General features: G+C 68.3%; 13 protein-coding genes. 5 read left to right on the top strand and 8 right to left on the bottom strand.

Annotation, left to right across the window (positions count from 1 at the left end; genetic code table 11):
• The 6 genes from AC27VN_RS17435 to pncB all read right to left on the bottom strand — a co-directional run.
• Positions 1-1,285, bottom strand: a 1,285-nt coding sequence (locus AC27VN_RS17435) for an MFS transporter (protein ID WP_490877322.1), incomplete at its 3' end; no start/stop codon positions are given.
• A gap of 128 nt (positions 1,286-1,413) precedes the next feature.
• Entirely contained in the window at positions 1,414-2,592 is a 1,179-nt protein-coding gene (locus AC27VN_RS17430) for an MFS transporter (protein WP_296778148.1), read from the bottom strand.
• Positions 2,589-3,962: a DNA recombination protein RmuC gene (locus tag AC27VN_RS17425; protein ID WP_490877321.1), complete on the bottom strand. Its 1,374-nt coding sequence runs from the start codon at positions 3,960-3,962 to the stop codon at positions 2,589-2,591. Before AC27VN_RS17425 ends, AC27VN_RS17430 begins: the two co-directional genes overlap by 4 nt.
• Positions 3,963-4,009: 47 nt before the next feature.
• A complete protein-coding gene (locus AC27VN_RS17420) occupies positions 4,010-4,990 on the bottom strand; it encodes a 2-hydroxyacid dehydrogenase (protein WP_490877320.1) in 981 nt (326 codons plus the stop codon).
• A gap of 13 nt (positions 4,991-5,003) precedes the next feature.
• Positions 5,004-6,425, bottom strand: coding sequence for a sodium:proton antiporter (locus tag AC27VN_RS17415; protein ID WP_490877319.1), 1,422 nt, complete (start codon positions 6,423-6,425; stop codon positions 5,004-5,006).
• 47 nt (positions 6,426-6,472) lie between these two features.
• Complete coding sequence (gene pncB / locus AC27VN_RS17410; RefSeq protein WP_093343057.1) at positions 6,473-7,693, bottom strand: nicotinate phosphoribosyltransferase; 1,221 nt, start codon at positions 7,691-7,693, stop codon at positions 6,473-6,475.
• Positions 7,694-7,886: 193 nt separating this feature from the next.
• On the opposite strand from pncB, the gene AC27VN_RS17405 reads away from it, so the two are divergent.
• Both AC27VN_RS17405 and AC27VN_RS17400 read left to right on the top strand, forming a co-directional pair.
• Positions 7,887-8,120, top strand: a complete 234-nt coding sequence (locus tag AC27VN_RS17405; RefSeq protein ID WP_081268647.1) for a CsbD family protein — start codon at positions 7,887-7,889, stop codon at positions 8,118-8,120.
• Between the two features lie 48 nt (positions 8,121-8,168).
• A complete protein-coding gene (locus tag AC27VN_RS17400; RefSeq protein ID WP_057590416.1) occupies positions 8,169-8,576 on the top strand; it encodes a hypothetical protein in 408 nt (135 codons plus the stop codon).
• Between the two features lie 55 nt (positions 8,577-8,631).
• Here the strand turns inward: AC27VN_RS17400 and AC27VN_RS17395 are convergent, their stop codons facing one another.
• The gene (locus AC27VN_RS17395; RefSeq protein WP_296792798.1) at positions 8,632-9,087 is read right to left on the bottom strand and encodes an acyl-CoA thioesterase; all 456 of its coding nucleotides are present in this window, start codon (positions 9,085-9,087) and stop codon (positions 8,632-8,634) included.
• 246 nt (positions 9,088-9,333) lie between these two features.
• Here AC27VN_RS17395 and AC27VN_RS17390 point away from each other — a divergent pair, with 246 nt between their 5' ends.
• A complete protein-coding gene (locus AC27VN_RS17390; RefSeq protein ID WP_057590418.1) occupies positions 9,334-9,888 on the top strand; it encodes a phasin family protein in 555 nt (184 codons plus the stop codon).
• A 156-nt stretch (positions 9,889-10,044) separates the two neighbouring features.
• The gene (locus AC27VN_RS17385; RefSeq protein WP_057590419.1) at positions 10,045-10,803 is read left to right on the top strand and encodes a 3-hydroxyacyl-CoA dehydrogenase; all 759 of its coding nucleotides are present in this window, start codon (positions 10,045-10,047) and stop codon (positions 10,801-10,803) included.
• Here AC27VN_RS17385 and AC27VN_RS17380 read toward each other — a convergent pair.
• Positions 10,751-11,698, bottom strand: coding sequence for a YihY/virulence factor BrkB family protein (locus AC27VN_RS17380; protein WP_490877318.1), 948 nt, complete (start codon positions 11,696-11,698; stop codon positions 10,751-10,753). The genes AC27VN_RS17385 and AC27VN_RS17380 overlap by 53 nt on opposite strands.
• 86 nt (positions 11,699-11,784) lie before the next feature.
• Here AC27VN_RS17380 and dnaG point away from each other — a divergent pair.
• A partial coding sequence (dnaG, locus tag AC27VN_RS17375; RefSeq protein WP_490877317.1) for a DNA primase occupies positions 11,785-13,042 on the top strand: 1,258 nt, incomplete at its 3' end.

Genomic DNA, 13,042 nt, shown 5'->3' with positions numbered 1-13,042 from the left:
GCGCGGTGGCGCGGCTGCTCATCAAGGTGCCGAGCAGCGCGATGCCGATCAGCATGCCGGCCTGGCGCAGCGCGTTCATCGTGGCCGAGGCCATGCCCGAGCGCTGCGCCGGCACCGAGGCGATCACCGCGGTGCTGGTGGCCGGCACCGCCAGCCCGGTGCCGGCGCCGAGCACCACGAACAGCAGCGCGAGCACCACGTAGGGCGTGTCGGCCGCCAGCAGCGTCATCGCGAGCATCGCGGCGCCGATCAGGCCGTAGCCCGCCACCATCAGCGCATGGACGCCATGGCGCCGCGACAGCCGGCCGAACTGCGAGGACACGATGCCGGTCGCGACGAACTGCGGCACCATGCGCCAGCCGGTGTCGGTGGCCGACCAGCCCTGCACCTGCTGCAGGAACAGCGAGAAGAAGAACAGGCTCGCGTAGGCCGAGAAGCCCAGCACGAAGGACGCGAAGTTGGTGACCGAGAAGCGCGCGTCGCGAAACAGGCCCAGCGGCAGCAGCGGCCGCTGCACGCGCGCCTCCACCGCCAGGAACAGCACGAGACCGAGCGCGGCCAGCGCCAGCGATACCGTGGTGCGCCCCGACAGCCAGCCGTGCTCGCCGGCCGCGATCAGCCCGAAGGTCAGCGCGCCGAGCCACAGCACGCTGAGCACCTGCCCCGCCGGATCGAGCGCCGCATGCTCGGGGTGCGAGGTCTCGCGGATGCCCCAGAGCCCCAGGCCCACGGTCAGCAGGCCGATCGGCAGATTGATCAGGAAGATGCTCTGCCAGCCCGTGTGGTCCACCAGCAGACCACCGAGCATCGGCCCGAGGATCAGCGAGATCGCGGTGAACGAGGACCAGCCGCCGATCACGCGCGCGCGGCTCGCCGGCTCGGGAAAGGCATGGGCCAGGATCGACAGCGCCCCCGGAATCAGCAGCGCGCCCGCGATGCCCTGCACCGCGCGGCCGGCCAGCAGCGTGCTCAGGCTGCCGGCCATCGCGCACATCGCCGAGCCGACGGTGAACACCACCACGCCGGCCAGCCAGGCGCGCTTGCGGCCGTAGCGGTCGCCGAGCGGTCCGGCCGACAGCATGAAGGCCGACAGGCACAGCGCGTAGATGTCGATCACCCACTGCAGGCCCGCGAGGTCGGTAGCGAGCGCGCGTTGCAGCGTGGGCAGCGCGACGTTGACGATGCTCACGTCGAGCGTGGCGATGAAGCTGCCGAGATAGACCGCGGCGACGAGCGCGAGCCGGCGGCGCGGATCGTCGATCGCCGCCCGGGATGGGGAGTCCATGGGACCGCCTTCGGGATTCGTTGAAGAGGCGGCGATACTGACTTCAAGTCACTATCTTGTCAATCAGATGAGAATTGATCTTATTTGGATCAGGGTCTCCCGGAAGGCGGCAGTGGCTTCGGCGCCGTTCAGTGCCCCTCCTCCCTCACCTTCAAGCCCCAGGTGGCGCGAGCACCGAGCGCCACCACCCCGCCCACGACCCAGAACACGCCGCCGATGCCGATCAGAGCACCCAGCGAGCCGAACAGCATCGGCATCGCCACGCTGGAGGCATTGATGGTCATCAGCCGCAGCCCCAGCGCCTCGCCATGGCGGCTGTGCGGCGTGATCTGGTGCAGCATGCTCATCACCATCGGCTGCACCGCGCCGAGCGCGAAGCCCAGCACCACCGAGCACACGCCCATGCTCAGGGCCGTCGGCAGCAGCGGATAGACCAGGAAGACGCCGACCGTGACCAGGGTCGAGACGAAGATCACGCTGCGCTCGGAGGCGCGCGAGGCGATCGCCGGCAGCACGATGCGGATCACGGCCGCCGCGATCGCGAAGGCGCCGAGGATCGAGCCGATCACCGAGGCGCTGATGCCGCGCTCGTGCCCCAGCACCGGCAGCACGAAGGCATGCACGTCCCAGCTCGAGGACTGCAGCCAGTTCACGAACAGCAGGCGGCGGAACATCGGTTCGCGCAGCAGGTCCCAGGCGCGCGTGGGCACCGCCCCGGGCAACGGCGGCGTGGGGGGCGGCTCGTGCGCGCCGCGCGCCATCAGCCAGCACAGGATGGGCAGCAGCGCCATGGCGGCGAAGCAGACGCGGAAGGCCAGCATGTCGGCGGCCGCGCGGCCCGCGTGGTCGATCAACAGCCCGGCCAGGAACGGGCCGACGAAGTTCGCCACCGCGGGCGCGATCGCGAGCCAGCTGAACACCCGCTTGAGCTCGGTCGGCGTGGTGGCCGAGCGGCCCACGTGGCGCTGCAGCGCGATCACGGTCGCGCCGGTGGCGCCGCCGGTCAGCAGCGCCGCCACGCACATGGCCGGAAAGACCGGGAATGCCCAGACCAGCCCCGCGCCGAGCGAGGCCGCGATCACCGACAGCAGCAGCGGCCGCTTGAAGCCGTGGCGGTCGGCGAAGCGCCCGGCCGGCAGCGCGAGGAAGACCTGGGTCAGCGCGAACAGCGCGATCAGCACGCCGACGGCCGCCGCGCTGTAGCCCTGCTGCAGCGCCAGCAGCGGCGTGGCCAGTCGCATGCCGGCCATGGTGGCGTGGAGGCAGACCTGCGCGCCGATGACGCGCAGCAGTTCGCTGCCCTTCACGGCTTGCAGCCGCTGTCGGGATCGGCGTCGATGCCTTCGGTGCCCGCGGCCAGCGGCGGCAGCAGCGCCTGCGCCTGGCCCTCGGGCAGCGCCTCGACCTTGCGCAGCGCCAGGCGCATCTGCCTGGCGCGCGTATCGGCCTTGTCGAGCGTGTCGGAGGCTTTCGCCACCTGTTCCTTCACGCGCTCGACCCACTCGCCATAGCGCTCGAACTCGGTCTTGACCGCGCCCAGCACCTTCCAGACCTCGGAGGCCTGGCGCTCGAGCGCCAGCGTGCGAAAGCCCATGTGCAGGCTGTTGAGCATCGCGAGCAAGGTGGTCGGGCCGGCCAGCGTTACGCGATGCTGGCGCTGGATCGCGTCCATCAGGCCCGGACGCCGCAGCACCTCGGCATAGAGGCTCTCGACCGGCAGGAAGAGGATCGCGAAATCGGTGGTGTGCGGCGCCGCGAGGTAGCTCTCGGCGATGGACTTGGCCTCGGCGCGGATGCGCGCCTCGAGCGCCTTGGCGGCGAGCTCGGCGGCCACCGCGTCGGCCTGCTCGTGGGCCTCGATCAGGCGCTCGTAGTCGTCGCGCGGAAACTTGGCGTCGATCGGCAGCCAGACCGGCGCGCCCTCGTCGCCGCGGCCCGGGAAGCGGATCGCGAAGTCCACCCGCTGCCCGCTGCGCGGCTTGGTCTCGACCTGGCGCGCGTACTGCTCGGGCGTGAGCACCTGCTCGAGCAGCGCCTCGAGCTGCACCTCGCCGAAGATGCCGCGCGTCTTCACGTTGGTCAGCACGCGCTGCAGGCTGCCGACACCGACCGCCAGCGTCTGCATCTCGCCCAGTCCCTTGTGCACCTGCTCGAGCCGCTCGGCCACCTGCCGGAAGCTCTCGCCGAGGCGCGCCTCGAGCGTGCTCTGCAGCTTCTCGTCGACGGTCTTGCGCATCTCGTCGAGCTTGGCTGCGTTGCCCTGCTGCAGCTGGGTGAGCTGGCTTTCCATCGTGGCGCGCACCTCGGCGAGGCGGCGCGCGTTCGATTCCGACAGGCCCTGCAGCTGCGACGCCAGCGTGTCGGCCAGCGTCTTCTGCAGCGTGGCGAGCTGCAGCGCGAAGGCATCGAGCTGGGCGTTCTGCGTACGCGTGGCCTCGGCGCCCTGCATCACCAGCGATTGCTGGAAGGTGGCGAAGGCCTGCGCGGTTTCCTGCCGTCCGCCGCGCGAACTCTCCGCGATCTCGCGGCGCAGCTCGCGCTCGGTGCGCTCGTTGGCGGCGAGCAGCTCGCCATGATCGGGCGGCGGCGGCCGGCGGGCCAGCAGCCAGACGAGGAGCACGAGCTGGATGACGGCCACGACCGCCAGGGCCAGAAGAATCAAGTCGGTGAGTTCCAAGGGGATCGCGGGGCGCTTTCTTTTCTTTTTTGTTCGGCGGAGATGGCTTACCTGGCGGCCACCGGCGTGACCGGCGTCAGCGGGCCCTTGCCCGTGAAGAAGGCGATCAGGTTGTCGGCCGCGAGCCCGGCCATGGCCTTGCGCGTGGGTACCGTGGCGCTCGCGATGTGCGGCGTGAGCACGACGTTGGGCACGGTCAGCAGGTCGGGATGGACCTTGGGCTCGCCCTCGAACACGTCGAGCCCCGCGGCGGCGATGCGCTGCTCGCGCAGTGCCACGGCCAGCGCCGCGTCGTCGACGATGCCGCCGCGCGCGATGTTCACCAGGGTCGCGGTGGGCTTCATCAGCGCGAGCTCGGCCGCGCCGATGGTGTGGTGCGAGGCGGCCGAGTACGGCACCACCAGCACCACGTGGTCGGCGGTCTTGAGCAGCTCTTCCTTGCTCGCGTAGGTGGCCTTGCATTCGGCCTCGAGCGAGGCGTCGAGCCGCGAACGGTTGTGATAGATCACCTTCATGCCGAAGCCGTGCGCGCCGCGCTTCGCGATGCCCTGCCCGATGCGGCCCATGCCGATGATGCCCAGCGTGGCGCCGTGGATGTCGGAGCCCGCGAACATGTCGAAGCTCCACTTCTGCCACTTGCCGGCGCGCAGGAAATGCTCGCTCTCGGCGATGCGGCGCGCGGTGGCCATCAGCAGCGCGAAGCCGAAGTCGGCGGTGGTCTCGGTCAGCACGTCGGGCGCGTTGGTGCCGACCACGCCGCGCGCGGCCATCGCGTCGACGTCGAAGTTGTTGTAGCCCACGGCCATGTTGGCGCAGATCTTCAGGTCGGGGCAGGCGTCGAGCAGCGCCGCGTCGATGCGCTCGCTGCCGGTGGTGAAGGCGCCCTGCTTGCCCTGCAGCTTCGCGGCGAGTTGTTCCCTGGTCCAGCTCTCGTCGGACTGGTTCGACTCGATCTCGAAATGCTGCGCCAGGCGCTCGAGGGTCTCGGGGAAGATCGCGCGGGCGACCAGGATCTTGGGCTTGCTCATGGGCTTTGTCTCGCTAGCGGAAGAAAAGGAAGGTGGAGAGGACGAACAGCGGCAGCAGGATGGCCATCGACCAGGCCATGTAGCCGAAGAAGCTCGGCATGCGCACGCCGCGACTCTCGGCGATGGCCTTGACCATCAGGTTGGGCGCATTGCCGATGTAGGTGTTGGCGCCCATGAAGACCGCGCCGGCCGAGATGGCCGCGAGCGTGGTCGCGTAGGTGGTCATCAGCGCCGCGGGATCGCCGCCCGCGGTGTTGAAGAACACCAGGTAGGTCGGCGCGTTGTCGAGGAAGGAACTGAGCGCGCCCGTGGCCCAGAAGTACATCGCGGGATCGGGCTGGCCGTCGGGCCGCGTGACCGCCGAGACGACCGCGCCGAACGGTCCCTGCGTGCCGGCCTTGAGCATCGCGATCACCGGGATGATGGTCAGGAAGATGCCCGCGAACAGCTTGGCAACCTCGGCCATCGGACCCCATTCGAACTGGTTGGCCTGGTGCACCGACTTCGCCGTGATCTTCAGCGAGACCAGCGTGATGGCGATCAGTCCGGCATCGCGCAGCAGCCCCGGCAGGCCGACCTCGGTGCCGGCCACGTCGAAGTGCACGCCGGACTTCCAGAAGCCGCTCATGAGCACCAACGCCACCACGCCCGCGAGCAGCCAGAAGTTGGCGGCGCCGTCGAAGCCGATGCCGCGCGTGTCGGGCGTGGGGTCGACCGGCAGGATGCCTTCCTTGCGGTAGTAGTGGCGGTCGATCAGGTAGAACAGGACCAGCAGCACGCCGAGCACGAACATCGTGTCGGGCAGGATGTTGCGCGCGGTCCAGAAGAAGTCCACGCCCTTGAGGAAGCCGAGGAACAGCGGTGGATCGCCGAGCGGCGTGAGCGAGCCGCCCACATTCGAGACGATGAAGATGAAGAACACGATCACGTGCACCCGGTGCACGCGGTCGTCGTTGGCGCGGATCAGCGGGCGGATCAGCAGCATCGACGCGCCGGTGGTGCCCATGAAGCTCGCGAGCACCGCGCCGATCGCGAGGATGGCGGTGTTGAGCCCCGGCGAGCCGCGCAGGTTGCCGCGGATGTGGATGCCGCCGGCCACCGTGAACAGCGCGGTCAGCAGCAGGATGAACGGGATGTACTCGGCCACCAGCGCATGCACCAGTTGCCCGGCCGCGAGCGCTGCGCCGAAGGTGGCGGCGAAGGGCAGCAGAAAGGCCAGCGCCCAGGCGGCCGCGACCTTGCCGTAGTGGTGATGCCAGAAGGCCGGCGCCAGCAGCGGCAGCAAGGCGATCGACAGCAGGATGCCCGCGAAGGGCACGCCCCACAGCGGCGAGATCGTGCTGCCGTCGAAGTCCGCCGCCAAGACCAGGCCGGGAGCGAGCAACGCCAGCGTCGCCAGCGCCATCGACACCGCGGGGCGCATCGTGGTCTTCATGGGGCCGTACCGTACCAGAGCCCCCGGTTCCGTCGCCGGAATCCGCATCAGGCGGCAGGCTGCTCGATCTCGAACACCTGGCGCAGGTAGGCCAGGTATTTCTCGTCCTCGCACATGTTCTTCGACGGGGTGTCCGAGAGCTTGGCCACCGGCTGGTCGTTGCAGCGGATCATCTTGATCACGATCTGCAGCGGCTCGTAGCCCAGGTCGTTGGTGAGGTTGGTGCCGATGCCGAAGGCCAGCTGACAGCGGCCGCGGAACTGCTGGTAGAGCTCGATGGTGCGCGGCACCGTGAGGCCGTCGCTGAAGATCAGTGTCTTGGTGCGCGGGTCGACGCGGTTCGCGAGGTAGTGCGCGATCATGCGCTCGCCCCACTGGAACGGATCGCCGCTGTCGTGGCGCGCGCCGTCGAACAGCTTGCAGAAGTACAGGTCGAAGTCGCGCAGGAAGGCGCTCATGCCGTAGACGTCGGACAGCGCGATGCCCAGGTCGCCGCGGTATTCGCGCGCCCAGCTCTCGAAGCCGAAGATCTGGCTGTCGCGCAGCCGCGGGCCCAGCGCCTGGCAGGCCTGCAGGTATTCGTGCGCCATGGTGCCCAGCGGAATCAGCCCGAGCTTCATCGCGTAGAGCACGTTGCTGGTGCCCGCGAGCTGCGGCAGCCGGCCGCCGGGCTGCGAGCTCGAGGGCGGCGAGGTCACCGCGCCGAGCCGCGCGTTGAGGGTGCGCAGCACCTCCTCGTGCCAGTCCTTCGAGAAGCGGCGCCGCGTGCCGTAGTCGGCGATCTTGAGGTCGCCGAGGCCGGCCTCCTGCAGCTGCGCGATCTTGATCTCGAGCCGGCGGCGGCCCTCGTCGAGGTCGGGGCGCTTCTGCGTGTTGCGGAAGTAGACCTCGTTGACGATCGCCAGCACCGGGATCTCGAACAGGATGGTGTGCAGCCACGGGCCCTGGATGCGGATCTCGAGCTCGCCCGAGGGCTGGGGAATGATGTTGATGTACTTCTCGTTGAGCCGGAACAGCCCGAGGAAGTCGATGAAGTCGCTCTTGATGAAGCGCATCGAGCGCAGGTAGGCCAGTTCGGCATCGCGGAACTGCAGCGAGCAGAGGCTGCGCACCTCCTCGCGGATCTGGCTGGCGAACTGCGCGAGGTCGACGCCGGGGTTGCGGCACTTGAAGCGGTACTCGACGCGTGCCCCCGGGAAGTGATGCAGCACGACCTGCATCATGGTGAACTTGTAGAGGTCGGTGTCGAGCAGGCTGTGAATGATCATGGTGCGGCGCGCGTTGTCTCTCTGTCGTCCCGGCCCGAAGTTTTTCGGGCGCCGCTCGATTATCACGGCCCCCGTCGGCCTGTGCCTACGGACCCTGCACTGCACGTCCTACCGCTGGGGTGAATGCACCTGTAGACAGTGCTTTTCACGGCGGCGAAATGGCCCGCCGAATCAACCTCTCAAGGAGATTCGCATGAACAAGGACACCATCGAAGGCAACTGGAAGCAGCTCAAGGGCAAGGTCAAGGAGCAATGGGGCAAGCTGACCGACGACGACTTCGACGTCATCGCCGGCAAGCGCGACCAGCTGCTGGGCCGCATCCAGGAACGCCACGGCATCAGCCGGGACGAGGCCGAGAAGCAGGTCAAGGAGTGGGAATCGCGCGACGGCCGCACGCCGGACGCGCTCTGGTTCGAACGCTACTGAGGTCCTGACTTCCGCTTTCCCTCATCCATCGACTAGGAGAACTCCAAAATGAAAAAACACCTGCTCATGCTCGCGCTCGCCTCCACCTGCTTCGTCGCCACCCAGGCCGGCGCCCAGATGAACAAGGACGAGCACAAGGTCGCCAAGGAAAAGATCGAGGCCGACTACAAGGTCGCCAAGACCCAGTGCGACACGCTGAAGGACAACGCCAAGGACGTCTGCCAGAAGGAAGCCAAGGGCAAGGAGAACGTCGCCAAGGCCGAGCTCGAACAGCAGTTCAAGCCCAGCGACAGCAACGCCCGCAAGGTGGCCGAGGAAAAGGTGAAGGCCACCTATGAAGTCGCGAAGGAAAAGTGCGACGACCAGACCGGCGATGCCAAGTCCGCCTGCGTGAAGCAGGCCAAGGCCGACGAGGACAAGGGCAAGGCCGACATCAAGGCGATGGCCAAGAAGTAAGCCGCTTCACTTACCTCGCAACGACGGCGCCTTCAGGGCGCCGTTTCTCTTGGGTTCAGGCCCGCAGCGAATCGACCACACGCTGCAGCGCCTCGGGCAGCGGCACCGGCCGCTGGGTCGTGCGGTCGACGTAGACATGCACGAAATGCCCCTGGGCCGCCGCGGTATCGGCGCCCTGCGCGAACAGGCCGACCTCGTAGCGCACGCTGGAACGGCCGGCCTGCGCCACGCGGATGCCGGCCTCGACGGTCTGCGGGAAGGCCAGCGGCGCGAAGTAGTTGCACTGCGTCTCGACCACGAAGCCGATGGTCGAGCCCTGGTGGATGTCGAGGGCGCCACGCTCGATCAGCAGCGCGTTCACCGCCGTGTCGAACCAGCTGTAGTAGACGACGTTGTTGACGTGGCCGTACATGTCGTTGTCCATCCAGCGCGTGGGAATGCTGCGGAAGACGGGGTAGCTGGCGCGCGATTGCGGCACGGGCTTGGGGCTGGGAGAGGCAGGCGTCGTCATCGCGCGAGATTCTGCCAGCGGCCCTCGCCGGCTCCAGGCGACTGCGCGACACCCGCGGCCGCCATCGCGTTTCAAGGCCGGTCGGCCCGGTTTAGAAAGCCGCTTCTAAATTGCTGCAAAGCAACAAAAACCACTTGCCCGGAGATTTCAGCTGCCTATACTTGAGCCCATGCTGCACCGCAACAAAGCCGACGAGGCGCAGCGCAACGTGAATAGACCAACCATCATCCCTTTCGGAGATTCCAAATGGCCCTGACCGCTGACCAGATCCTCGCCGCCCAAAAAGCCAACCTCGAAACCCTGTTCGGCCTGACCACCAAGGCATTCGAAGGCGTCGAGAAGCTCGTCGAACTCAACGTGACCGCCTCCAAGGCCGCCCTGTCCGAAGCCGCCACCACCGCCCAGGCCGCCCTGAGCGTGAAGGACGCGCAAGAACTGCTGACGCTGCAAGCCAGCCTGTTCCAGCCCCTGGCCGAGAAGACCGCCGCCTACAGCCGTCACCTGTACGAAATCGCCCAAGGCACCGGCGCCGAATTCACCAAGGCCTTCGAATCGAAGGCCAGCGAAGCCCAGCAAGCCTTCGTCGGCCTGGTCGACAGCGCCTCGAAGAACGCTCCCGCCGGTTCGGAAACCGCCGTCGCCGTGCTGAAGAGCGCCGTCGCCGCCGCCAACAACGCTTTCGAATCGGTGCAAAAGGCCGTCAAGCAAGCGTCGGACGTCGCCGAAGCCAACTTCAACGCCGTGTCCACGCAAGCCGTCGCCGCTGCCAAGACCGCGACCGCTTCGTCGCGTAAGCGCTAAGCCGCCGACCACCACCAGTTGTCTCCTTGGGTCCTCACGGATCCAATTCAGGGCCTCGTCTTCGGACGGGGCCTTTTTTTTATGCGCGCGCCGAAACCGCCTCACGCCGGGCCGTCTTCGATAATGCAAGGCTTTTCTTCCTCAGGAGACTCCTACATGCAGATCGACGGCAAGGTTTTCATCGTGACCGGTGGCGCTTCGGGCCTCGGCGAAGGCGCGGCACGCATGCTGGCCGGCAACGGCGCCAAGGTCGTCATTGCCGACATGCAGGCCGACAAGGGCGAAGCCGTCGCACGCGACATCGGCGGCGTGTTCGTGAAGTGCGACGTGAGCCAGGAAGCCGACGGCCAGGCCGCGGTGGCGGCCGCGCTGCAGCTCGGCAAGCTGGTCGGCCTGATCAACTGCGCCGGCATCGCGCCGGCCGAGAAGACCGTGGGCAAGAACGGCCCGCACGCGCTGGCGGTGTTCAGCAAGACCGTCACGGTCAACCTGATCGGCAGCTTCAACATGATCCGGCTGGCCGCCGACGCCATGAGCAAGAACGAGCCCGAAGCCACGGGCGAGCGCGGCGTGCTGATCTCGACCGCCTCGGTCGCGGCCTACGACGGCCAGATCGGCCAGGCCGCCTACAGCGCCTCGAAGGGCGGCGTGGTCGGCATGACGCTGCCGATCGCGCGCGACCTGGCGCGCAACGGCATCCGCAACATGACGATCGCCCCCGGCATCTTCGGCACGCCGATGCTGTTCGGCATGCCGCAGGAAGTGCAGGACGCGCTGGCCGCCAGCGTGCCCTTCCCCTCGCGCCTGGGCACCCCGGCCGACTACGCGAAGCTGGCCAAGCACATCATCGAGAACGACATGCTCAACGGCGAAGTGATTCGCCTGGACGGAGCGATTCGACTCCCGCCCCGCTGAGCGGCGCACGCGGCGGCTTGGCGCTGCCGGTGCGGTCCAGGCGCTCGTAGTTCGCGATCACCTGGGCGCCCAGCAGCACCAGCGTGGCCGCGATCTCCAGGCTCAGCAGCACCACGATCGCCGTGGTCAGCGAGCCGTAGACCACGTTCACCTGCGACAGCGTCGAGAAATACCAGATCAGGATCCGCCGCGTGGCCTCCCACAGCAGCGCGGCGGTGATGCCGCCCAGCAGCGCATGGCGCAGCGACATGCGCCCGGCCGGCATCACGAGGTAGAGCGAGGTCAGCATGAAGATCTCGCCGCCCAGCCCCAGCAGGTACAGCAGCAGCCCCGACACGCCCGACAGCGACCAGCTGCGCCCGAGCAGGTCGACGCTCTCCTGCCCCACGAGCTGCAGCGCGCCCGACACCAGCGTGACCAGCAGCAGCCCCACGCACAGGCACAGGATGTAGACGTAGGGCATGGCCACCGACACCAGGAAATGGCGTTTGTGGTCGGCCTTGCGGTGGTGGAAGATCACCGCCATCGCGCTCTCGAGCACGCTGAAGGCCAGCGAGCTGAAGAACACCATGGTCACCAGCAGCACCGGCCCGAGCACGTCGCGGTGATCGAGGAAGCTCGAGAGCTCGGCCACGATGGCCTTCGACTGCCCCGGCAGCAGCCATTCGAGGTAGCGGCCGATGGTGCGCAGCAGCTCGGCCTGGTCGATCACGTGCGACAGCGCGATCACGCTGACGATCAGCAGCGGCACGATCGACAGCAGCGCGTAATAGGCCACGGCACCGGCCAGCAGCAGCCCCTGGTTGGCGCGGAACTCCTTCAGGGCGTCCCAGCCGAAGCGAAGCGGGTGGCGCAGCAGCGGGGCGGCGTGTTTCAGCGGATTGATCGTCGTCATGCGGGCGGGGTGGTCGGTCGCCGCCAGTATGCCGTCGGGTCGCGGGGGACCCGCGGCTTGCGTATGATTTGCCGCTCCCCGCCTACATGACCATCCCCGCTTCATTCATCCAGGAACTCATCGCGCGCGCCGACGTGGTGGAAATCGTCGGCCGCTACGTGCAGCTCAAGAAGGCCGGCGCCAATTTCATGGGGCTGTGCCCCTTCCACGGCGAGAAATCGCCCTCCTTCTCGGTCAGCCCGACCAAGCAGTTCTATCACTGCTTCGGCTGCGGCGCCCACGGCAACGCCATCGGTTTCCTCATGGAGCATGCCGGCATGGGCTTCGTGGAGGCCGTGCACGACCTCGCGGGCCAGTACGGCCTGCAGGTGCCGGAAGACGACGCCTCGCCGGCCGAACGCGCGCGCGCCGCCAGCCAGCGCCAGAAGCAGGCCACGCTGACCGACGTGCTCGAGAAGGCCGGCGACGCCTTCCGCAAGCACCTGCGCCAGGCGCCCGGCGCCATCGACTACCTGAAGGGCCGCGGCGTCTCGGGCGAGATCGCCAAGCAGTTCGGCATCGGCTACGCGCCGCCGGGCTGGCGCACGCTCGCGGGTGTGTTCCCCGACTACGAGGACCCGCTGCTGGCCGAAAGCGGCCTGGTGATCGTCAACACCGAGGACGGCCAGGTCGAGGCCAGCGAGGCCAAGCGCTACGACCGCTTCCGCGACCGGGTGATGTTCCCGATCCGCAACGTCAAGGGCGAATGCATCGGCTTCGGCGGCCGGGTGCTCGGCGACGAGAAGCCCAAGTACCTGAATTCGCCCGAAACCCCGGTCTTCAGCAAGGGCCGCGAGCTCTATGGCCTCTACGAGGCCCGCGCGGCGTTCCGCGACCGCGGCTACGCGCTGGTGACCGAGGGCTACATGGACGTGGTGGCGCTGGCCCAGCTCGGCTTCCCGAATGCGGTGGCCACGCTGGGCACGGCCTGCACCACCGAGCACGTGCAGAAGCTGTTCCGCTTCACCGAGTCGGTGGTGTTCAGCTTCGACGGCGACGCCGCCGGCCGCCGCGCGGCGCGCAAGGCGCTCGACGGCGCCATGCCCTATGCCACCGACACGCGCAGCATCAAGTTCCTGTTCCTGCCGGCCGAGCACGATCCCGACAGCTTCATCCGCGAGTTCGGCGCCGAGGCCTTCGCGCGCTTCGTGCAGGAGGCCACGCCGCTGTCGCGCTTCATGATCGAGGCCGCGCGCGAGGGCTGCGACCTCGGCACCGCCGAGGGCCGTGCCCACATGAGCAGCAACGTGCGCCCGCTGTGGAGCGCGCTGCCCGACGGCGCGCTCAAGCGGCAGCTGCTGAGCG

The organism is Variovorax sp. 20P10.2.4 (genome assembly GCF_058244205.1).
The sequence above is the reverse complement of the archived record's forward strand: the minus strand, read 5'-3'. Positions and strand labels throughout refer to the sequence as shown.

Bases quoted from the DNA above. Each gene is read 5' to 3' on its own strand.
- AC27VN_RS17420 (WP_490877320.1), bottom strand. From the start codon at position 4,990: ATGAGCAAGCCCAAGATCCTGGTCGCCCGCGCGATCTTCCCCGAGACC.
- AC27VN_RS17415 (WP_490877319.1), bottom strand. From the start codon at position 6,425: ATGAAGACCACGATGCGCCCCGCGGTGTCGATGGCGCTGGCGACGCTG.
- pncB (WP_093343057.1), bottom strand. From the start codon at position 7,693: ATGATCATTCACAGCCTGCTCGACACCGACCTCTACAAGTTCACCATG.
- AC27VN_RS17405 (WP_081268647.1), top strand. From the start codon at position 7,887: ATGAACAAGGACACCATCGAAGGCAACTGGAAGCAGCTCAAGGGCAAG.
- AC27VN_RS17400 (WP_057590416.1), top strand. From the start codon at position 8,169: ATGAAAAAACACCTGCTCATGCTCGCGCTCGCCTCCACCTGCTTCGTC.
- AC27VN_RS17395 (WP_296792798.1), bottom strand. From the start codon at position 9,087: ATGACGACGCCTGCCTCTCCCAGCCCCAAGCCCGTGCCGCAATCGCGC.
- AC27VN_RS17390 (WP_057590418.1), top strand. From the start codon at position 9,334: ATGGCCCTGACCGCTGACCAGATCCTCGCCGCCCAAAAAGCCAACCTC.
- AC27VN_RS17385 (WP_057590419.1), top strand. From the start codon at position 10,045: ATGCAGATCGACGGCAAGGTTTTCATCGTGACCGGTGGCGCTTCGGGC.
- AC27VN_RS17380 (WP_490877318.1), bottom strand. From the start codon at position 11,698: ATGACGACGATCAATCCGCTGAAACACGCCGCCCCGCTGCTGCGCCAC.